13 protein-coding genes and 1 pseudogene are annotated in these 21,558 nt (G+C 75.0%); 4 read left to right on the top strand and 10 right to left on the bottom strand.

Translation table 11 applies throughout. The features are described from left to right. Window positions 1-104: 104 nt before the first annotated feature. The 4 genes and pseudogenes from ACEQ2X_RS21795 to ACEQ2X_RS21810 form a co-directional block, all read right to left on the bottom strand. Window positions 105-434: a reverse transcriptase/maturase family protein gene (locus ACEQ2X_RS21795; RefSeq protein WP_370327988.1), complete on the bottom strand. Its 330-nt coding sequence runs from the start codon at window positions 432-434 to the stop codon at window positions 105-107. 85 nt (window positions 435-519) lie between these two features. Next, window positions 520-1,158: pseudogene (locus ACEQ2X_RS21800) on the bottom strand (reverse transcriptase domain-containing protein); the annotation flags it as partial. Window positions 1,159-1,542: 384 nt separating this feature from the next. Further along, window positions 1,543-3,174, bottom strand: a complete 1,632-nt coding sequence (locus tag ACEQ2X_RS21805; RefSeq protein ID WP_370328038.1) for a DNA repair helicase XPB — start codon at window positions 3,172-3,174, stop codon at window positions 1,543-1,545. Window positions 3,175-3,209: 35 nt separating this feature from the next. After that, window positions 3,210-5,294: a helicase-associated domain-containing protein gene (locus ACEQ2X_RS21810; RefSeq protein ID WP_370327989.1), complete on the bottom strand. Its 2,085-nt coding sequence runs from the start codon at window positions 5,292-5,294 to the stop codon at window positions 3,210-3,212. A gap of 86 nt (window positions 5,295-5,380) precedes the next feature. Between ACEQ2X_RS21810 and ACEQ2X_RS21815 the strand changes: the two genes are divergently transcribed. From ACEQ2X_RS21815 to ACEQ2X_RS21830, 4 genes are read left to right on the top strand one after another with little or no spacing between them, the layout of a single operon-like run. Beyond that, entirely contained in the window at window positions 5,381-6,109 is a 729-nt protein-coding gene (locus ACEQ2X_RS21815) for a PP2C family serine/threonine-protein phosphatase (RefSeq protein WP_370327990.1), read from the top strand. A gap of 1 nt (window position 6,110) precedes the next feature. Continuing rightward, window positions 6,111-6,848 carry a M50 family metallopeptidase gene (locus ACEQ2X_RS21820; RefSeq protein WP_370327991.1) on the top strand — a complete coding sequence of 246 codons (738 nt, stop codon included), beginning with the start codon at window positions 6,111-6,113 and terminating at the stop codon, window positions 6,846-6,848. Next, the gene (locus ACEQ2X_RS21825; RefSeq protein ID WP_370327992.1) at window positions 6,841-7,512 is read left to right on the top strand and encodes a uracil-DNA glycosylase; all 672 of its coding nucleotides are present in this window, start codon (window positions 6,841-6,843) and stop codon (window positions 7,510-7,512) included. The genes ACEQ2X_RS21820 and ACEQ2X_RS21825 overlap by 8 nt, the downstream gene beginning before the upstream one ends. Window positions 7,513-7,533: 21 nt before the next feature. Further along, entirely contained in the window at window positions 7,534-7,953 is a 420-nt protein-coding gene (locus ACEQ2X_RS21830; protein ID WP_370327993.1) for a hypothetical protein, read from the top strand. A 21-nt stretch (window positions 7,954-7,974) separates the two neighbouring features. On the opposite strand, the gene ACEQ2X_RS21835 is transcribed toward ACEQ2X_RS21830, so the two are convergent. From ACEQ2X_RS21835 to recC, 6 genes are all read right to left on the bottom strand, one after another. Beyond that, window positions 7,975-8,325, bottom strand: coding sequence for a hypothetical protein (locus ACEQ2X_RS21835; protein WP_370327994.1), 351 nt, complete (start codon window positions 8,323-8,325; stop codon window positions 7,975-7,977). Next, window positions 8,289-11,141, bottom strand: coding sequence for a BTAD domain-containing putative transcriptional regulator (locus tag ACEQ2X_RS21840; protein ID WP_370327995.1), 2,853 nt, complete (start codon window positions 11,139-11,141; stop codon window positions 8,289-8,291). Before ACEQ2X_RS21840 ends, ACEQ2X_RS21835 begins: the two co-directional genes overlap by 37 nt. A gap of 64 nt (window positions 11,142-11,205) precedes the next feature. After that, window positions 11,206-12,621, bottom strand: coding sequence for an FAD-binding oxidoreductase (locus ACEQ2X_RS21845; RefSeq protein WP_370327996.1), 1,416 nt, complete (start codon window positions 12,619-12,621; stop codon window positions 11,206-11,208). 89 nt (window positions 12,622-12,710) lie between these two features. After that, complete coding sequence (gene recD, locus ACEQ2X_RS21850; protein ID WP_370327997.1) at window positions 12,711-14,546, bottom strand: exodeoxyribonuclease V subunit alpha; 1,836 nt, start codon at window positions 14,544-14,546, stop codon at window positions 12,711-12,713. Beyond that, entirely contained in the window at window positions 14,543-17,986 is a 3,444-nt protein-coding gene (locus ACEQ2X_RS21855; protein ID WP_370327998.1) for a UvrD-helicase domain-containing protein, read from the bottom strand. Before ACEQ2X_RS21855 ends, recD begins: the two co-directional genes overlap by 4 nt. Further along, complete coding sequence (gene recC, locus ACEQ2X_RS21860) at window positions 17,986-21,396, bottom strand: exodeoxyribonuclease V subunit gamma (protein ID WP_372530583.1); 3,411 nt, start codon at window positions 21,394-21,396, stop codon at window positions 17,986-17,988. The genes ACEQ2X_RS21855 and recC overlap by 1 nt, the downstream gene beginning before the upstream one ends. Between the last annotated feature and the right edge of the window lie 162 nt (window positions 21,397-21,558).

Consider the following 21,558-nt stretch of genomic DNA (forward strand, 5'->3'; position numbering starts at 1 on the left):
CACCGTCCTGACCGCCCGCCTCTTCCGGCATCCCGCCTGGACCGACCTGACCCACCACCTACGCCCCGCCAACACCATCGGGTTCGACCTGCGCGTTGCACAGGTCAACGGTTGACAACGCTACCGAACCGTCCGAACTCGATCAGCCGAGTCTTGTCCTCTGCCAGCTCCAGACCGAACTTCGCAAGCCGTTGCCGAAGCTCACCCTGGAAGCGTCGTGCGTCACGTTCGCGTTGGAACCCAACAACGACGTCATCGGCATACCGCACGATGATCATGTCGCCGTTCGCATGCTGGTTCCGCCACGCCTTGGCCCACAAGTCGAAGACGTGGTGTAGGTACACGTTGGCGAGCAGCGGCGAAAGTGACGCTCCTTGCGGTGTGCCCTTGCCCTCGTCTGACCAGTTGCCATCCTCGATGATCCCTGCGTCCAACCACTTGCGGATGAAGCCGCAGGACCCTCTTGTCAGCGATCCGGTGCTCCACGAACCGCAACATCCACTCCCGATCGATCTCGGTGAAGAAGCTACGGATGTCCGCATCAAGCACCCAGTTCACCTTCGTGCGTGTGAGCCCGACCGCGAGCGCGTCCAACCCGTCATGGGGGCCGCGCCCAGGCCGAAACCCATAGGAGAAGCCGACGAAATCCGTCTCATAGACCGCGTTGAGCACCTCAACGACCGCACGCTGGACGATCTTGTCCTCCAACGACGCGATACCAAGCGGCCGCAACCGCCCGTCAGACTTGGGTATGTACACCCGCCGAGATGGTGCCGCCCTGAAACTTCCCCGATGCACCCGACCATGGAGATCTTCCAGGTTGGCCTGGAGGTCCTGGCCGTACTGTTGCCATGTGACCTGATCCACCCCGACTGCAGCCCTCGGGTTGATCGCCCGATAGGCCGCCCGCAGACGGGCCACGTCCACATGATGCAACAACGCGGTGAACCGCATCGTCTTGTCACTACGCGCTGCCTGGCGTACGCGATCCAAGCCCTGTGACACGCCTGTTCCGCCGCTGTGTGCGGGACGTGCTGACCTGTCCACGTTCCCCTCAGGCAGCCCCCTTCCCTCCACCACCTCCGCAACCGGTCGCCCGGCGTTGTTCGGCAGCTTCGCAGGTACTACGGGGCTGTCAGACTTCCCATGCCCGTTCATCCTGGACGTACCACCTCAGTGTTCTCCAGACGGCCCACCGCAACCTTCGCGACGGGCGGACACGGGATCTCCCGGTTCTCGCACATGGAGGCTCGGTACATGCACAGGATCTCCGACCGCGCCGGGTCCACCCACAGCTCGCGATAACGCTGTTGGCGATGTGGCCTTCCGCACTCGTTGACAACGTCGGCACCCGAAAGTCGATTTCGCGGCTCAATAGCCCAGCCTGCACCTACCCCTGTCAACGCTTCGCCAACGCCCTCACAGACGTCCACGCATGACTCGGGGCCACCGCGGGTCGCTACCCCTTCGGTGTAGAGCGTTTCCATCTCCTCCTCCATGCCGGTTTATCCCGGCGCTCCAACGAAGCCGACAGACCCTCGCTCAGAGCTGGGTGACGTCCACGATGTCGTAGGTGTAGCCCTGCTCGGTGAGGAAGCGCTGGCGGTTGGCGGCGAAGGTGGCGTCGATCGTCTCCCGCGCGACGACGGTGTAGAAGTGCGCCTGCCCGCCGTCCGCCTTGGGGCGGATGATCCGGCCGAGGCGCTGGGCCTCCTCCTGGCGGGACCCGAACGCGCCGGACAGCTGGATGGCGACGTTGGCCTCGGGCAGGTCGATGGAGAAGTTCGCGATCTTCGACACCACCAGCACGTCGAGGTCGCCGTCGCGGAACGCGGCGAACCGCTCCTCCCTGACCGCCTGCGAGGTCTGCCCGGTCACCAGCGGCGCGTCGAGGTGCGCGGCGACCTGCTTGAGCTGGTCGAGGTACTGCCCGATGACCAGCACCCGGTCGTCGCGGTGGCGGTCCATGATCCGGTCGACCGCCTTGAGCTTCGCCGGGGCGGTCGACGCCAGCCGGTACCGCCGCTGCTGGGGGGCCGAGGCGTACTGCATCCGGAGGTCCTCGGACAGGTCGACCCGGACCTCGGTGCACACCGCCGGGGCGATCCAGCCCTGGGCCTCGAGCTCCTTCCACGGCGCGTCGTACCGCTTCGGCCCGATCAGGCTGAACACGTCCTCCTCCCGCCCGTCCTCGCGGACCAGCGTCGCGGTCAGGCCCAGCCGGCGGATGGCCTGGATCCGGGCCGTCGCGCGGAACACCGGGGCGGGCAGCAGGTGGACCTCGTCGTAGACGATCAGGCCCCACGGCTCGCGGTCGAGCAGGGACAGGTGGGGGTGGGCGAGCTCCTCGTCGGCGTCCTCCGCCACACCGGGCTGACGCCAGGTGAGGATCTGGTAGGTCGCCACGGTCAGCGGCTTGGCCTCCTTGCGCTGCCCGGAGTACTCCCCCACGTCATCCGGGGTCAGGTCGGTCTTGTCGAGCGCCTCCGCGATCCACTGCCGCGCGGCGGACACCGACGTGGCGATCACCAGCGTCCGGGTGCCCGCCTGCACCATCGCCGCCAGCCCGATCACCGTCTTGCCGGCCCCGCAGGGCAGGACCAGCACGCCGTTGCCGCCGGCGGCGGACCCGTCGGCCCACCAGGCCTGGACCGCGTCGCCCTGGTAGGGCCGGGGCGTCGCGGTCAGGTCGATCTGCAGCGCCGCGCCGTCGGCGTACCCCGCCTCGTCAGCCGGCGGCCACCCCAGCCCGACGAGGGTCCGCTTCAACGCCCCCCGGTCACCGATCCGCACGGCGTAGCGGTTGCCGTCCAGCCGTTCGCCGAGCAGGTCACCCAGCGGCTCGGCCAGGGTGTCGAGCAGCGCCGGCTCGTCCGTCGTCAGCGCCAGCCCGCCGGAGTCGAAGTCCCGCACCAGCCGGAGCCGGCCGTAGCGGCTGATCTGCTCGCCCACCTCGGCGATCACCGCTGGCGGCGGCGCGAACTTGGCCAGCGACGTGAGCGTCCGGACCGCCTCGTCCGCGGACAGCCCGGCCGCCGCGGCGTTCCACAGCGTCAGCGGGGTGATCCGGTAGGTGTGGATGTGCTCGGGCGCCCGGACGAGCTCGGCGAACCGGGACAGCTCGCCGCGGGCGTCGGCCGCCTTCGGCGACGACGTCTCGAGCAGCACGGTCATGTCCGCCTGCACGATCAGGGGGTTCAGGGGGTCGGTCACGTCCGGCGCAGCCCCTCGGCCTGCAGCTCCTGGGCCAGCTCGAAGGGGTCCGGCGGCACCGCGTCGACCGACTCGGGGATCCCCGTCCCCTCGAGCGCCTGGCCGACCGACCGCCGCGGCGGCAGCGTCGCGCCGCCGGCGTCCTCGGCCACCGCGAGCAGGCCGCGCCCCCGCAGCGCGGCGATCAACGCGTCGCGGCTCAGCGGGCTGACCGCGACCGTCGGGCTGAGCACCCGCAGCTTCGCCCCGGACACCGCCGCAGCTGCCGTGAGGTCCGCCGGGTCATCCCCGCGCAGGTACGACCCGATCGTGCCCGCGCGCAGCCGACCGTGGCGGGCGGCCACGTCGTCCACGGTGACCAGCACGTTGGCGGGGGGCGGGACCGAGGAGGCCGAGGTCAGGAAGTCGACGATCTGGTCGCGCGTCCGGCCGTCGGCCATGGCCTCGCCGACCTTCGCCGCGGTGATCCGCCAGATCTGGGCGCCGGCGTCGGACTCGAGCTCGGCGATCGCGGCGAGCTCCGCGGCGACGCGGGGTGCCAGGCCCGGCGGGGCGATGACGGAGTGGTCGGCCTGGACGACGACCTCCTCGGCGACCGGGCCCATGACCCGCTCCACCTCGGCCACCCCGCCGCGGCGCAGGGCGCGGGCCATCGCCGTGAGCCCCACCGCCCCGTCGGCCGGCACCAGGTCGAGCAGGCGCAGCGCCTGGACGATGGCGTCCGCGCCGTCCGGGCCGAGGGACTCGGGGTAGCGCCAGGCGCACAGGTCGGCCAGCGTGCCCGGGTCGACGCCGGTCCCCTCCTCGAGCGCGGCGAGGACGTCGAGGACCGCGTCGCGGTGCACCTGCGGCGGCGGCCAGACCACGTCGCCGTCCCAGCGGTTCGGCAGCCCGGCCTTCTCGTCGACGGTCGTGGCGTCCCGCCACGCCGCGACCAGGGCGGCCCACTGGCGGGCCGGCGGGTCAGCCGCGAAGTCGGCGGCAGCCGGGGTCGGCGCCCAGCGGTCGTCGTCGGTCTCACCCAGCAGGCCGAGGTCGATCGCCAGGTGCGTCAGCAGCCCGACGTCACCCGGGTCGACGCCGAAGCCCTTGGCCGCCGCGCGGATCCCGCGGACGCCGATGCCGCCCGACGCGAGGGCGGGGACCGGCTCGGTCGCCCAGTGCTCGAGGAGCAGGTGCAGCCGCCGCACCACGCGGGGGGTACCCGGCCCGGGGTCGTGCAGCGGCGCCGGCTCCACCCGCGGCGGGTGGAGCGGCCAGTCGTCGAAGAGGCGTCCGCGCAGCCCGACGCGGAGGTCCAGCCAGCTGAAGGCCCGCTGGGCGTGGAGGTCGACCCCGGCCAGGCCGTGCTGCACCAGGGTGTGCAACGGGCCGCCGCGGCGGTCCCAGGGGTCGAAGGGCGGCAGGCCGAGGTCGGCGACGCGCTGGCTGCCGTGGTCCACCAGCAGGTCGAGGGTCCGGCGCAGGTCGGGATCGAGCCGCTCGTACAGCCCCTCGGCCACCGACGGGCGGCGCAGGAGCGCCCCGACCAGCCGACGTCGGTCCTCGTGGCCGTAGGGGATCTCCTCGGCGCCGAGGCGCTGGAGCAGCACGTCGAGGTCGGACATCGACAGGTTCGACAGCGCGGAGTAGATCCGCATGCCCGGCAGCGGCACGTGCCGCATGACGCCCGGTCGCAGGACGAGCCACTCCCCCTCGTCGTAGGGCTCGTGGACCAGCAGCAGCAGGCCGAGCGCCGACACGGCCTGGTCGAGCTCGCGCGCGTCGCCGGCCTCGGCCACCGCGGCCTCCCGCGACACCGCCCCGTCGTGGACCGCGGCGAGGACGAGCAGCTGGCGCTCGAGGCGGTTCAGCACGTCCACGGTGGCGCTGATCCCGCTGGAGGACGCCATCATGACGCCGAGGTGGGTCAGGGACCGGTCGGTCCGTGCGACCGGCGTGCGGTGGTCGTGCGCGCTCGGTGCCAGCGGGCCGGCCCCGTCGAGGGACTGCGCCAGGGCGGGCACCCGCTCGAGGAGCGCCGCCAGATCCGCCACCGGCATCCTGGCGAGCGCCGAGATCCGGTCCGATGAGGCCCGCATGTGGCGGCCGGATGCTATCGGCCAAGTCGGTCGGATTCATGACGTGGCTACCTCCCCACGCGGTTTCCGGTAATGATGGTCCCCACGTGAAGATCGAATCCTTTGGGCGCACGGACGTCGGCAAGGTGCGCGAGCGGAACGAGGACCGTGCCCTGGTGGGTGAACGGCTCTTCGTCGTCGCCGACGGGGTCGGGGGGCACAACGCCGGGGACGTCGCCTCCTCCATGTTGGTGGCGCGCCTCGACGACCTCGACGTGCAGACCTTCGAGGCGCCCGAGCAGGCCCTCGAGGCGCTGATGGCGGCGATCGTCGACGCGAACAGCCGCATCCACCAGCGCGCCGTCCACGAGCCCGAGCGGGAGGGGATGGCGTCGACCGTCACAGCCGCCCTCCTGTGCGACCACACGATGGTCTTCGCCCAGGTCGGCGACACGCGGGCGTACCTGAAGCGCGGGGACGAGCCCATGCGCCGGCTGACGCCTGACCACTCCTTCGTGGGCGCGCTCGTGGACGCCGGCTACATCACGGCGGAGGAGGCGCGGACCCACCCGAAGCGCTCGGTCATCCTGAAGGCGGTCGGCCTCGAGCCGACCCTCCAACCGGAGGCCGGCGAGACCCTCCCCCTCCAACTCGGCGACGAGGTCGTGATGGTCTCCGACGGGGTCCACGGCGTCATCGACGACGCGACCCTCGAACGCCTGGTCCACGACCGGCCCCTCGACATCGCCGTCGACGACGTGATCGTGGCCGCCCGCGAGGCCGGCGGGCCGGACAACATCACGATCGTGGTGGTCCGCGTCGTCGACGACGGCTGACGTGGTGGACGCGGGCGGCGTGCGGACGCCGGCGCAGGTCCGGGCACAGCAGGCCCGCGGCGTGCTGCTGGCGTCGGCCGTGGTGACCGCGGCGCTGTGGCTGATCCCCGGCGGGGAGCTGGTCGGCTACCCCCTGGTGCTCGTGTCGACCTTCGTCCACGAGATGGGCCACGGGCTGGCGGCCCTGCTGGTCGGCGGCGACTTCGTGCAGCTGCAGGTCTTCGGCGACGCGTCCGGCGTGGCGCTGACCGCGACCGACGGCGACGCGATCGACCGGGCGGTGGTGGCCGGCGGGGGCCTGGTCGGCCCCGCCGTCGCCGCCGCCATCGGGTTCACCCTCGGGAGGACCGCCCGGGCGGCCCGCCTCGCGCTGCTGATCGGCGGCGTCCTCGGGCTCGTCGCCTCCGCGCTCTGGGTCCGTTCGCTGGTCGGCTGGCTGGTGGCCCTCGGCCTTGTCGGCGTGTCGCTCGCGGTCGCGCTGGTCCCCCAGGACCGCTGGTCGCAGCTGTGGCTCGTCTTCCTGTCCGTCCAGCTCGGCTTGAGCGTGTTCAGCCGCGGCGAGTACCTGTTCGCGTCCGGCGCGGTGACCGGCGCGGGCGTCGGCCGGTCGGACTCCGCCGCCATCGCCGACGCGCTCTGGTTCCCCCACTGGTTCTGGGGTGGCGTCTGCGGGCTGATCAGCGTCGCGGCGCTCGGCTACGGCGCCTGGCTCTACCTGCGCGCGGCGGCGGATGCCTGAGTACGCGACGATCGACGAGGTGTCGCGAGCGGTGTCGACGTGTCGGCGCTGCCCGCGGCTGGTGGCCTGGCGCGAGGAGGTCGGGCGGGTCAAGCGGCGCGCCTACGAGGACTGGGACTACTGGGCGGCCGGGGTGCCCGGGTTCGGGGACCCGGACGCCGCGCTGGTGATCGTCGGCCTGGCACCGGCCGCGCACGGGGCGAACCGGACCGGGCGGATGTTCACCGGCGACCGCTCGGGCGACTTCCTGTACGCCGCCCTCCACCGCGCGGGGCTGGCGAACCAGCCGACGTCGACCCACCGCGGCGACGGGCTCCGCCTGCGCGACGTGTGGATCACCGCGCCGGTCCGCTGCGCCCCGCCGAAGAACAAGCCGACGGCCGAGGAGCGGCACAACTGCGCGGACTACCTGGCCGCCGAGCTGGATCTGCTCGCGCCCCGCGCGATCCTGTGCCTCGGCCGGATCGGCTGGGACGCGGTGCTGCGGTTCCTCGACGCCCCGTCACCCAAGCCGACGTTCGGGCACGGCGCGGTGGCGGAGGTCGCGGGGCTCTCGCTCGTGGCGAGCTACCACGTCAGCCAGCAGAACACGTTCACCGGCCGGCTGACCGAGGCGATGTTCGACGACGCCCTGGGGACCGCGATCGACCTGGTACGGGACTGATCCGACTACGCTCGGCAGTCGATGCGTCGACTCCGCCACCGCCTGATCGCGATCGTCCTGCGCACGCCGCTGCACCCGACGATGTCGCGGCGGTTCATGCTGCTGACCGCCCTCGGCGACGTGCCGGTCGACCCGCCCACGACGCTGCGCTACGCCACCCACGACGGCGCCCACATCGTGCTCGGCGCCCCGGACGCGACGTGGTGGCGGGGGCTGTCGGCCGACGCGCCGACCCCGGCGACGGTGCGGTTCGCCGGCCGGTCGACGGCGATGACCGCCGTCCTCGCCCGCGGCGAGGCCCTCGACGAGGCCGTCCTCCGCTACCTGCAGAAGTACCCCGGCGAGTGGACCGAGCTGGGCGTGGACGCCGCCGCCGGCCCCGACGACGTGCGCGAGGCCGCACACGGCGCCGCGGTGGTGGTCTTCACACCGGTCAGCTGACGGCGTTCAGCTGGAGGTCGGTCAGCTGAGGTCGGTCAGCTCGCGGGTGGCGAGCGCGGCGAGGCGCGTGGTGCCCTGCTCGTCGGCGACCGCGATCGCCCGCTCGAGCCAGGGCTGCCACTCCTCGCCCAGGGACGCCGCGTACCGGCCGCGGAGGCGGAGGAGCTCGGGCAGGTGCAGCCGCTCACCGGTGATCTCGCTCGTCGCGAGTCCCTCGTCGCACGCGCGCGCCGCCTCGCGGATGCGGTCGTGGGCTTCGAGCGCCTCGGCGACGTGCCCCTGGTAGGGGACGCGGAGCATGCGCATGCCGACGTCCCACATCCGCTGGACGGCCGTCACCAGGTGGTCGACCCCGGCGGGATCCCGGTCCATCCGGCCTCGTACCACCCCAGGTACACCTCGATGAGGGCGTCGAGCTGCGGGAACCCGTGGTGGCGGGCGACCTCCTGCGCGGCCGGGGCGTGCGGTGACAGCGACGCGTCCCAGGTCAGCATCCCCCAGTACGCCATGCCCTGGGTGGCGAAGGTCCGGTCGAACGGGCTCGACCGCTGGGCCAGGTCGTAGCAGCGATCGAGCCGGGCACGGCCCTCGGGGATCCTGTCGAGCAGGTACAGGTTGACCGCGGAGTGGCACAACGCGGTCTGGACCACGTTGGTGAACGGGTAGGTGGTGAGCTCGCGGTCGTCGAGCAGGTCGAGCTGCGCGATCGACTCGTCGAACGCCTCGGCGGCCGCCGGGGTGCGGCCCTGGTGCCAGCACGTCGTGCCCAGCATCTGCGCACCGGTGGCGATCGAACGGGGATCACCCGCACGCCGGGCGAGGTCCAGGTGCTCCCGCGCGGCATCGAGCGCGGTGGCGAAGTCGGCGCTCACGCACGCGTCGACCCAGTAGCCCCAGGCGACCGCGTCGGCCTGCGACGCCTCGCCGGTCCGGGCTGCCAGCGCGCGGACGCGGCGCGTCGACTCGCGGATCCGCTCGCCGGTGTACCCCTCGGTCATGACCTGGAGCATCACCATGCGGGCCCGCACCTCGACCTCGCGGTGCGGGTCGTCACCGGCCAGCCGGAGCGCCGGGTCCAGGTGCGCCGCGACGTCGGTGAAGGCGTACAGGGCGCCGGCGCGGTCAGCGGCCTCGAGCGCCGCGTCGTAGGCCCGGTCCGCGTAGCCCAGCACCGCCGCGCGCTCGAAGTGGTGGGCGACCTCGACGACCCGGTCACCGTCGTCCGACAGCACCTCCCCGAAGCGGGCGTGCAGCCGGGTGCGCCGACCGGGGGGCAGCGACTCGTAGAGGGCATCGCGGACCAGCACGTGGGCGAAGCGGTACCCGAGCACCCCCTCGTCGAGGGACACCAGTCCCGCGCGGGCAGCCGGATCCAACGCGTCGAGGACATCACCGGGCTGCCCCTCGAGGGCACGGGCCACCTCGCCGACGCTGAAGCGACGTCCCACGACCGCCGCGGCCTCGAGGACCTGCCGCGTGCGCTCGGGCAGCTCGGCGACGCGCCGTTGGATGATCTCCCGGACCCCGTGGGGCACCTGCGCCGGCAGGCCCGCGCCGGTCCCGAGGGCGAGCAGCTGGTGGGCGTAGAACGGGTTCCCCTCGCTCCGCGCGTGGAGGACGTCCACCAGGTCGGCGGGTGGCTCCTGACCGAGTGCGTCGCGTGCCAGCTCGACGAGCGCACCGCGGTCGAGCGGGTCGAGCGGGACGACGGTGACGCCCCGCTCCCGCACCAGTCCCGCGAGGGTGGTGGCCAGCGCGTCGCTGCCCTCGGTCGTGGCGTCCCGGTGCGTGCCCACCACCAGGACCGCCGCCGAGGTCACCGTCCCGGCCAGCAGCCGGAGGGCGTCGAGGGAGGATTCGTCCGCCCAGTGCAGGTCCTCGAGCACCACGAGCGACGGACGGCGCGCGCCGAGCGCGACGACGGTGCGGCTGATGGCGTCCAGGAGGCGGAACCGGGCGGTGGAGGGGTCTGCCGGCTCGGGCGGCGGCAGGTCGGCCAGCCGCTCCTTCAGCTCCGGGACGACGAGCGCGAGCTCGGGCGCGACGCCTGCGGTGGCGGTGCGGAGGGCGTCCGCGGGCAGGTCGTCGGCGAGGCTGCGGATGACCTGCACCCAGGGCCACAGGACGGGTGCGCCCTCGGTCTCGAAGCATCGCCCCCAGCGGACGTCGCCGCCCCCGTCGCGGACCGTCGTGGCCAGGGCCTCGACCAGCCCGGACTTGCCGATCCCGGCGTCGCCGCGGACGAGGACCACGCCGCCTCGTCCGCCGGCAGCGCTCGTCCACGCCGTGCGGAGCCTGGCCAGCTCGTCGTCCCTGCCCGCCAGCGCGGTGGGGCGGGCCCCCTCTCCCGCACGCGGGGCGGCGGAGGACGTCGAGGTGGTCGTGGTGGCGGGGGGCGGTGGGTCCAGGGCCGGGTCCTGGCGGAGCACGAGGTCCTCCAGGCGTCGCAGCTCCGGACCGGGGTCGAGACCGAGCTCGTCGGCCAGCAGCTCGCGCGCCTCGCGGCAGCGGGCCAGCGCATCGGCCTGACGGCCCGACCGGTACAGCGCGACGACGAGCAGCTCGCGGAGGCGTTCGCGGAGCGGATCTGCCGCGACCAGCACGTCGAGCTCCGCGACGACCCGGTCGTGGCGCCCCCGGGCGAGCGCCGCCTCGGCGCGGAGCTCGATCGCCTGGAGCCGGAGCTCGGACAGGTGCGCGACCTCGGCGGCCGCGAACGGCTCGTCGGCCACGTCGGCGAGCGGCGCGCCGCGCCACAGCGCGAGGGCCTCGTCGACCGCGCGGATGGCGGCCTCGTCGTCCCCAGCGGTCCGTGCAGCCCGTGCCCGGTCGACGAGCCGCGCGAAGGCCACCGCGTCGATCCGGGAGGGGTCGACGTCGAGCGCGTAGCCGCCGGAGCGACGGACCAGGACGGCGGGTGGCGCGCCGGACGGTCGAGGGGGTTCGAGGACCCGCCGGAGGTTCGACACGTAGGCCTGCAGCGACGCCGTCGCCTGCTTCGGCGGCGCCGCGCCCCACAGGTCGTCGACGAGCCGGTCGGCGGGGACGGTCTGGCCGGGGCGGATCAGCAGGGCGAGCAGCAGGGCGCGCTGCTTCGGGCCTCCCACGTCGAGCGGATCACCGCCCCGCCGGACCACGAGAGGGCCGAGGACCTCGAAGGTGGGATCGTCCCACCCACCGCTGTGCACCGGCAGAGGATACGCCGCAGCGGCGTGGGGGGTCGGCGTTGCCTGCCGACCCCCCACGATCGGCTCATCCGGTGGCGCACGGAGGGGCCGGGGGGATGTCGAGGGCGTGCTGGAACACCTCGTCCGGGTCGTAGGCGGCCTTGACCCGCCGCAACCGGTCCCAGGCGTCGTCCGCGAACGCCTGGCGGGTCCGGTCCCGCCGGGCCGCGCCCTCGGTGAAGTTCACGTAGGCGCCGCCGGTCACCCACGGCTCGAGCTGGGCGCGCAGGCCGCGGAGGTGCGCCTCGACGTGCCGCGCGGCATCGGGCTCTGGGACGGCCGCGAGGACGAACAGCAGCAGCTCGGCATCGCGGTGCCCGTAGGCGCCGGCGTCCGCAGGCGCCGTGGCCACGACCCCGCCGACGTGTCGGACCTCGCTGAGCACGACCGGTGGGGGTCCGTCCCCGCCGAACGACCCGCGGACGAGCACGTCCACCACCTCGTCGGACAGTTCGCGGAGCCACTCGGTCGTCGAGGCCGCCGGCGTCGGGTCGAGGGGGTCGTTGCTGATCGCCGCGCTCTCGGCGAACGGCATCGGGCCGAAGAGGTCCATGGCCGGCTCCGCCCAGGCGCGCCAGGCGTCGATCCACGGCTTCCCCTCGGCCGGGTCGCCGCACCAGCAGCCGCGGACCATCGCGAAGGACTGCCCGCGGAGGGGCGCGGGGACCTCATCGAAGGGCGGGAAGTTCATCAGCACGACCGAGGTCGTCAGCTCGTCGGGCAGGTCGGGCACCCACGCCGCCCAGCGGCGGAGCACGTCGTGCGCCATCGCGGCGGGGTAGAGCAGGTTGCCGGCGTAGACCGTCGTGACCTCGACGAGGTCGATCTCCATCGCGGTGACGATCCCGAAGGCGCCGCCGCCGCCCCGGAGGGCCCAGAACAGATCGGGGTGGCTGGTCGGTGAGGCCTCGACGACCGCCCCGTCGGCGGTCACCACCTCGAGCCGGCGGACGCGGTCGACGCTGGGGCCGTGCTTGCGGGCCAGCCAGCCGAGGCCGCCGCCGAGGGTGTAGCCGACCGCGCCGACCCCCGGTGAGGAGCCGAGGAGCGGTGCGAGGCCGTGGCGCTGCGCGGCCTCGAGGACCGGTCCCCACGTGGTGCCGCCGCCGATGGTGGCGGTGCGGGCCTCGGCGTCCACGGTGACGTCGGTGAGGGGTGACAGGTCCACGAGCAGGCAGTCGTCGGCCGGTCGGGCCACGCCGTGCCCGGTCGCCATGACGGCGACCTGCAGCTGGTGGTCGCGGGCGGCGACGACGGCGTGGGCGACGTCGCTCGCGGTCGCGGGCCGGACGATCAGCGCGGGGTGCTGGCGGATCGCGGTGTTCCACGGCTGCGCGGCGGCGGCGAAGGCCTCGGAGCCGGGGAGCAGGACCTCGCCGGCGATGCGTCCTGTGAGGACGTGTGCGGCGGCGACGGCGGGCTGGTGGGGTGTGGCTGGCATCGGTGTCCCTCCTGGGGCGGGTCGGTGGTGGCGACACCGTGCGACCGGCCGCATGGGAACGGCTTGGCGTCCGCTTGGAGGGCGCTGGGTCAGCGGCGCAGGCGCTCCGGGAGCGCGGACGCGCGGGACACCGGACGAGCGATGGCCTGTGCGAGGGCCTCCTCGGTCGCGACGACGGTCACCGCGTGCCGGGCGCGGGTGACCGCGGTGTACAGCAGCTCGCGGGTCATCACCGGTGAGCGGTCGCTCGGCAGCACCACGACGACGTGCTCGAACGCGGACCCCTGGCTCTTGTGCACCGTCATCGCGTGCACGGTCTCGATGCCCGAGATGCGCCGGTGCTCGATCGGCCGGCCCTGCCGCTGGTCGATCGCGATGCGCAGCCGATCATCACCGCCGCGGACCACGACCCCGATGTCGCCGTTGTAGACCTCGAGCTCGTGGTCGTTCGACGTGACCATCACCGGCCGGCCCGGGTACCACTCGGGCCGGCGCCAGGACGGCAGGTCGTGGACCCACCCCTCGATCGCGGCGTTCCACACCCCCACCCCCTCGGGTCCACGGCGGTGGGCGCACAGCACCTCGACCTCGAGGGTGGCCGCGAGCGCGGCGCGGACGTCCCCGGCCAGGGCGTGCTCGACGGTCCGGCGGGCCGCCGCGGTCACGACCTGCTGGACGGGGGCGAGGGGACCGGTCGGGGTCGGCCACTCCCCCGGCCGGTCGGGCACGACCAGGCTGAGCCGGCTGCTGGCGAGGTCCGCGGGGTTCCGGTCCAGCGCGGCCATGGCACCGTCCACGTCACCGGCGCGGACGGCCTGGGCGAAGCCCGAGATGACCGCGTCGAAGCGGTAGCCCCGGTCCAGCCGGACGACGGCGTCGGCGAGCCCCCACCCCTCCGACCCGACGATCAGGTCGTCGAGGACGGTGCCGGCCTCCACCGCGGCCAGCTGGTCGGGGTCGCCGACCAGCAGGAGGTTGGCCGTGGGCGGCACGGCCTCGAGCAGGCGGGCCAGCATCGCGAGGGACACCATCGAGACCTCGTCGACGATGACCAGGTCGTGGGGCAGCGGCGACCGGGCGTCGTGGCGGAACCGGGTCCGGTTGGGCGTCCAGCCGAGGAGCCGGTGGAGGGTGGTCGGGCGCACCTCGGCCAGCACCTGCGGGTCGACCAGGGCCGGGTCGAGGGTGGTCGCGGCCTGGTCGAGCGCTTCGCCCAGCCGCGCGGCGGCCTTCCCCGTGGGCGCGGCGATCGCCACCCGCGGGCGGTCGCCGTCGGCGCGGCGGCCGTGGCTGAGCGCCACCGCGACCAGCGCGGCGACCGTCGCGGTCTTGCCGGTCCCCGGCCCGCCGGAGATCACCGCGAGGCGGCGGGCGAGCGCCGTGCGGGCGGCGGCGTGCTGACCGGGATCCGATCCCAGCAGGCCCTCGAGCGCACCGACGCCGTCAGGGCCGAGCGCGACCGCCGAGCCGCCGTCGGCCACCCGCCGGCGGACCGCGTCGGCGACGGCGTGCTCGTGGCGCCAGTAGCGGTCGAGGTACAGGTGCGTGCCGTCCAGGTGCAGCGGGCTGACCCCCTCGGGGCCGCCGGTGACCAGCGGCGAGGCACCGACCGCCCGCGTCCACGCGGCGGTGTCGCTCGGCCACGCGTCCGGCGGGAGGTCCACGGCGCGCCCGTCCTCGTCGGTGACGGTCTCCGCCAGCCGGTCGAGCGCGGCGAAGACGTGGCCGTAGCGCGGCGCCCTGACCGCGAAGGCCGCGGCGAGCAGGGCCGTGGGGTCGCTCGTGCCGGTCAGCCGGGCGAGCTCGCGCGCGACGTGGATGTCCCCGGCGCTCAGGACGCCGGCGTCGTTGAAGGCCCGCAGGGAGGCGGGGAGCGGACCGGCGAACGCGTCGGCGCGGTGCGGGTCCAGCTCGTCCGGTCTCATCGGACCCTCCCGCCGGCGGACCGCGCGGCCGGGTCGCGCCCCTCGGCCAGCAGCCGATCGAGGTCGGTGATCAGCGCAGCGGGTGGTCGCCACCGGAAGACGCCGTGGCGCATGCCGTCGGTGACCGGGGTCTCCGGGCCGACCATGCCCCTGACGAAGGCGTAGGCGATCCCGTCGAGGTGCACCGCCGGGTCGTAGCCCGTCAGGCGCCAGCGCAGGTAGCGGTGGAGGGCGACCTGGTAGAGCAGGGCCTGGAGGGGGTAGTGGTCGGCCTGCATCTCCGCCGCCATGGCCGCCGGGGAGAAGTGCGCCGTGGTCAGCGGGTCGGTGCCGGGCGGGGCGACGCGGTTGGTCTTGTAGTCACAGACCACGAACGTGGGCGCCGCATCCGGGTCCTGCCGCGGCACGCGGGCGACGAGGTCGACGAAGCCGGCCAGGAAGCCGCGCAGCTCGACGTCGCCCATCGCCCGGCGCAGCGCGACGTGGTAGCCGGCCAGCGGGTCACCGGCCGGCAGGTGGTCGGCCAGCAGGTCGGCGATGTCGCCGAGGAGCAGGCGGTCGACCTGCTCGGCGCGGTCCTCGCCGAGGAGGGGCAGCTCGAAGGCCATCTCGTCGATCCGGTCGCGGCGATCCAGGTCGGCGAGGCACCAGCCGCCCTCGGCGTCGACGGGGGTGCGGAGGGCCGCGGCCAGGGCCGCCGCCACGACGTCGGCGCCGTCGTCTCCGTCGTCGCCGACGAGGTCGACGGCGTGGACGACGGCCTGCTGCGCCACCTCGCGCCGCAGCACCCCGTGGAGGTCGTCGGCGGCGAAGTCGACCCGTTCGAGGACCGCGTGGACCATGCTCCCGACGTCCGCGCCGCCGCGGAGGTCGCTGAGGGGCACGGGTGCGGCGTCGGCGTGGACGGCGACGACCGCGGCGGGGGCGACGACCTCGTCGGGCTGGTCGTCGGGGGCGTGCCCTGGCGGCGTGTCGACCTCGCGGACCCCGGCGGCGTCGGCGGCGGCGCTCGCGTCGCCGACGAGCCGGCTGTAGGAGGTCCGCCGCCAGCCGCGGTCGATGGTCCGGTCGAACCGTCCGAGGACCGGTCGCGACCCGGTCGGCGCGGGCGGTGCCACCGCCGCCACGGGCGTCAGTGCGTCGACCGTCTCGACCCCGACGCACCCCGGCGCGGTCGCGGCCAGCGACTCGACCGCGGCGACCGCCTGGTCGGCTGTGGCCACCGCGCCGTCGCGGCCCAGCAGGGCGCCGAGGGGGCTCTCGGCAGCCCGCTCGGCGGGCGCCCACCAGGTGAGGAGGTGGTGGCGCGCGCGGGTCACCGCGACGTAGGCGAGGCGCCGCTCCTCCTGCTCGGCCTGCTGGACGTGGATGGCCTTGTGCTGGTGGTAGGCGTCCGAGCGGCTGTCGCCGACGTAGAGGCGCCGGCGACCGGTCGCGTGGTCGTGGTAGCGCAGCGCCACCGGGTGCTGCCCCACCACGTCCCACAGGAACGGGGCCAGGACGACGCCGAACTCGAGACCCTTCGCGCCGTGGACGGTGGTGATCCGCACAGCCCCGGAGTCGCGCTCGAGCCGTGTGGCCAGGTGGTCCGGCGGCACCGGGCGGCTGCTGGCGGCGGCCTCGCCCATCCCGGCCTCGAGCCAGGCCACGAGACCGGTCGGGCCGCTGCCCTCGTGGGTCGCGTGGGCGTGGAGCAGCTCGCCGACGTGGGTCAGGTCGGTCAGCCGCCGCTCCCCGTCGGGCCGGCCGAGGAGGCGGGCCCACAGGTCGGTCGCGCCGGCGAGGTGGCGGAACATCGCGGCCACGCCGTCGGTCCGCAGCATCCGCCGCCAGGTGTGCAGGTCGATGTGGAGGGACTCCCACGCCGCGTCGGTGGCGGTGGCGACCCGGTCCGGCGTCCAGCCGATGAGCGGGCTGAGCGCCGCCAACCGCGCGGCCGCGCCGGAGGACGGCCGGTCGAGGGCCCGCAGGAGGTGGACCCAGTCGCGCGCGGCCGGCGACGCGAGGACGTCCCCGACGCCGCCGAGCACCGACGTGATGCCCACCCTGGCGAGGGCGCGCTGGACCAGGACGGCCTGGTGCCGGGTGCGGACCAGCACGGCGATGTCGTCGGGGCCGAGCGGTCGCCGCCCGTCCTCGTCGGCCCCGTCCGCGCGGGCCGGGTCGACGACGGTGGCGCCGGCGTCGAGCAGCGCCGCGGTCTGGCCTGCGACGTCGGCGGCGACGAAGGCCCGCAGGCTGGTGACCTGCATGGCCCCCGCGTCGGTCCGTCGGACGGGTGCGTCGTCGCTGACGACGCGGACCAGGACCGGGGGCGCGTCGAGCCCGTCGATGCGGGACGGGTGGGCGGCGGTGACGGGTGGCAGGGCGATGTCGCGGCCGAGGTCCTGGCCGGCGAAGAGCGCCAGCGCGGCCTCCACGACCGGCGAGTCGGAGCGGTGGTTCACGGCGAGCGTCTGCGTGGCGTCGGCATCCCCGCGGGCGGTGAGGTAGGCGTTGACGTCGGCGCCGCGGAAGGCGTAGATCGCCTGCTTGGGGTCGCCGACCAGCACCAGCGCGCGACCGTCGGCGCCGGTCGGGTCGGCGAACAGCGCGGACAGGATCGCCCACTGGGTCGGGTCGGTGTCCTGGAACTCGTCGACCAGGCCGACGCGGAACCGCGCGCCGGCGCGCTGGGCGGCCGCCGGACCGTCCACGGGGTCGGCCAGCCGGCGGGCGAGGTCGCCGAGCAGGTCGTCGTGGGTGTGGAGCCGCTGGCGGCGCGTGCGGGCGACGGCCTCGCGGTGGGCCTCTGTCGCCAGCCACGCCCGGACGCCGTCTCGGCTGGTGAGGCCCGGGACGGGGGCCACGTCGACGGGGTCCACGGCCATCCCCGCCGCCGCCAGCTGCGGTCCGTTGAGATCGAACCAGGGAAGCAGCCGGCCCGCGGCGGGGTCCTCGGCCACGGCCCGCAGGTAGAGGTCGCCGGCGATGTCGGCGGCCAGCTCGGCGGTGTCCTCGAGCAGCTCGCCGGTCGCCGCCGCGCCGATGCGGCCGAGCGCCTCGGCGCCGAAGGCGTGGATCGTGGTGACGGTGGCGAGGTCGATGTCGGCGACCGCGCGGGCGAGCCGGTCGCGGCGGACGGCCAGCTCCTCGGCGGGGGCGTCGCACACCACCCGGTCGACCGGGTCGGCGGCGTCCGGGAGGTCGCCCGCGACCGCTGCGGTCAGCACCTCGAGGGAGCGGTGGAGCCGCGCCAGCAGGCGGGTTCGCAGCTCACGCGTCGCCGATCGGGCGAACGTGACGACGAGCAGCTCGTCCGCCCGGCACACCCCCTCGGCCAGGTACCGCGCAGCGAGGCCGACGATCGCGTAGGTCTTGCCCGTGCCCGCGGACGCCTCGAGGGTCACCCGCCCGCGCGGCAGCGGGCCGGCGAGGTCGAAGGGCGTGGGTGCCGCCACTACGGCCGCACCGCCCGGCAGTGGGTGAGCAGCGGCGACCAGATCCGCAGCGCGAGCGCGCCGAAGCGGTGCGGCTCGGGCTCTCGGCCCGGGGGCACGTCGCCGTCCCGCGGCGCCTCGCCGCGCAGCGCGTCGTAGGGGATCACGTCGCCGTGGCGGAGGACGTGCGCGGGGTTGGCCGATTCGCAGTCGAAGCTGAAGTCGCGGTGGTCCCAGCGGGCCGCGGCGGCGTCGTCGGCCTCGGCGGGCGGTCGGCGGCGGATGACGCGGTCGATCGCGTACGCCGCGGCTGTGGCAGCCGGCGCGACGAGCGGTTCGCGGAGCCCGGCGTCGTGGAGGGCCAGGAGGTCGTCGAGGTGCGCCGTCGCCGCACGCCGCCGCGCTCCCTCGTCCTCACCCAGGGGCGGGAACCGGACGGCGTGGGGGCGGTTGCGGTAGGCCTGCTTCTCCCGCTCGTGGCGTCCGACGACCAGGACCTCCCACGGCCGCGAGGGGTCGTCGGCGGTCAGCGCCAGCAACCGCACCCAGGCGGCGACCATCTGCTTGGCCTTCACCTTGGAGTAGGACCGCATCACGTGGCGGTCCCCGACGACGTCGTCCACCGCACCGGTCACCACGCGGTCCCCCACGACCGCCCGGATCTCGCGACGGCCGGCGCCGTCGAGGTGTGCCGGGGCGGGCACGTCGAGCCTGGCGCAGAAGCCGGCGATGTCGGCCGCGCTGGCCACGGCCTTCTCGATCTTCCGCTCGTCGAGGGGGGTCGGCGGCAGCGTGCCCCGTCCCCGCATGGCCCTGACGATCTGCTCGATGAGGTCCTCGTCCCCCACCGCGTCGTGGGAGAGGAGCGCCTCGCCGAGCTCCCACTCGGCCAGGCCGCTGACGGTCAGCGGCACCTGGCGCGCGGGGATCTCGGGGTCCTCGGGCACCCAGGCGCCGACGGTGCGCCGGTAGAAGTGGGCGGCGGGGTCGCGGCAGAACGCGATCAGGCGGTCCAGCTCCACCTCGGCGGGTGGGGTCACGTCGATCGGCGCCGCCGGCGGGGGCGGGGGGACCGGGCCGGCCGCGACGACGGTCGCTGCGCGGTGCGCCTGGGGGTCGAAGCCGGGTCGCGACGGGGTGAACGCCCGCGGGTCGTGGGCGTTGAGGGGGTGGGTGGTCGTGACGGCGGCCGCGCCACCGGCGATGCAGCGGTCGAGGACCCGCTCGAGCTCGGCGACCGGGACGCACGGCGGCCGCGGCTCGCCGGTGCGCTCGTCGACGCCGGAGTAGGTGATGACGACGGCGTCGGTGGCGGCCATGACCGCGTCGAGCAGCAGCTGGCGGTCCTCGGTGCGCGGGTCGCGGTCGCCGATCCTCGGGTGCCGGGCGAGCAGGTCGTCCGCGGCGGGCCGGGTGCGACGGGGGAACACCTCGTCGTCCATGCCGAGCAGGCAGACGACGCGGTGCGGGACCGACCGCATCGGCACGAGCGTGCAGACCGTCAGGTCGCCGGTGCGGTGGTTGGCCCAGCTGGGCTGTCCCTTCAGCCGGTCGGCCAGCAGCGCGCGGATCTCGGCCAGGGTGACGGGCACGTCGACGTCGCCGGCGTCTGCGCCCACCTGTGCGGCCAGCTCGGTGAGCTGCGCGCGCTGCCACGGCTCGTCGGCGGGTTCGCGCAGCAGGAGGTCGGCCACGTCGACGAGCGTGGCCGCCCAGGCCGACGCCGGCATCGGCGTCCGCATCCGCGCCAGCAGGTCGGCGAGGCGTCCGCACAGCTCGGCGAACCGGCCGACGAGGACGACGTCGCCACCGTCCACGTCGTCGAGCGGCGTCACCGCGCCGACGGTCCGCAGGTCCTCGTCCGCCATCGCGACGCCGAGCAGCATCCGGCTGAGCCCCGCTCGGACGGAGCCGGCCATCTCGACCACGCCGTCGCGGTGCCGGTCGGCCGCGTCGAGCCCCCAGCGCATCCCGGACCCGAGGACCAGCTCCTCCAGCCGCTCGAGGTCGTCGAGGCCGATGCCGAAGCGGCGGCGGACCGGCTCGCGGCCGGCCAGGTCCAGCAGGTCGGTCACGGCGACCCGGCCGCAGGCCAGCGCGAGGACGTCGTCGGTGGCCCGCAGCAGCGGGTTGAGCTGGCGGAGCGACCGGTCGGCCAGGCGGACGCGCAGGTCAGGACGGCCGTCAGGGTCGTCCTCGCCGACGGCGAGGTGGGCGTTGACGAGGGGGGCGAACTCCTCGACGTCCGGGCACATCACGATGACGTCGCGAGGCCGGAGGGTGGGGTCCGCGGCGAGGAGCCGCAGCAGCTCGTCACGCAGCACCTGGACCTGGCGGGTCCGCCCCGGCGCGGCGTGGATCTGCAGCGAGCGGGCGCCGTCGACGGCCACCGCCCCTCCCTCCCCGGGGTCGGCGTCGTCCCGGATCGACTGCTGCAGGCGGCGGAGCGCCGACGCCGGCCGGTCAGCGGCGAGCGGCGGGACCACGACCTGGGCCGCCCCCGGCGCGGCGGTGGCGACGACGACCTGGACCTCGGCGGCGTCCCGTCCCCAGGAGGCCAGCAGCGGGTTGCGGGGCGTGTCGGCGGCCAGGTCGGCGCGGAGGGGCAGCACCGGCAACCCGGCGGCGTCGAGGGTCCCGGTCAGGTCCGCCCACCGGTCCCACAGGGCCGACGAGGGGTGCAGCAGGTACAGGTCCAGGTCGACCAGGCGGGCGGTGGCGGCGAGGATCGCGAGGTGGGTGGCGGGCAGGGCCGTGAAGCCGAACATCGCGAGGCGCGGTGGCAGCCCCGGCAGCGGTCCGCGTGCGGTGGCCAGCGCGGCGACCGCGCCGGTCGCGGACTCCGCGAGGGTCGGCTCGTCGACCCGGTCGCGGAGGGCGCGGAGGAGCGCCGGCTGCCAGCGGTCGGCGGCCGGGAGGGGCTGTCCGGCCGCGTCGACGTCGTCGCCTGCGAGCCACCGCAGCACGAGGTCGGGACGGTGCACCGCGTAGTGGTCGTAGCGGTCGGCGAGGGTGCGCAGGACGGCGAGCCGCGCATCAGGGTCGTCGGCGATCCGGGCCCGCACGTGATCGGTCCACGGGCCCTCGTCGTCCTCCCCGACGGCGACGAGCTGCCACACCAGCCGGTCGGGGTCCCAGGCGCTGTGGGAGGGGTCGGGGCCGCCCACGGCCCGGACGGCGCGGCGGACGACCTCGGCGGGGAAGGGGAACCGGAGGTTGGCCGCGATGCCGTCGTCACGGGTGCGCGGACCGGTGGTGCCCGCACCGGTGCCGAGGTGGCGGGACAGGTGCTGGCTGAGCCACCGCTCCATCCCGCGGCTGTGCACCATGATCTCCTCGGGTGCGAGCGGATCGCCGACCGGCTCGCGCAGCCGGGCCGCCAGGGCGTCGGCGAGGCGGTCGCCGCTGTCCGCGCGGACGACCGTCAGCACCGCTCGGCGCACCTCCTCGGGTCCATGGCTGTGCAGTATGCGAGGGGGTGTGACAGACTGCCGCGGACGTTGGGCGCCGCCGCCGCGCGCTCACCGGTCACGAGGTGGCCGTGCGGTTGCCGTGAGGTGACGGCTCACAGGGTTGTCCACAGCTGTGGACAG

Origin of the sequence: Euzebya sp. (assembly GCF_964222135.1) — a bacterium.
GTDB lineage: Bacteria > Actinomycetota > Nitriliruptoria > Euzebyales > Euzebyaceae > Euzebya.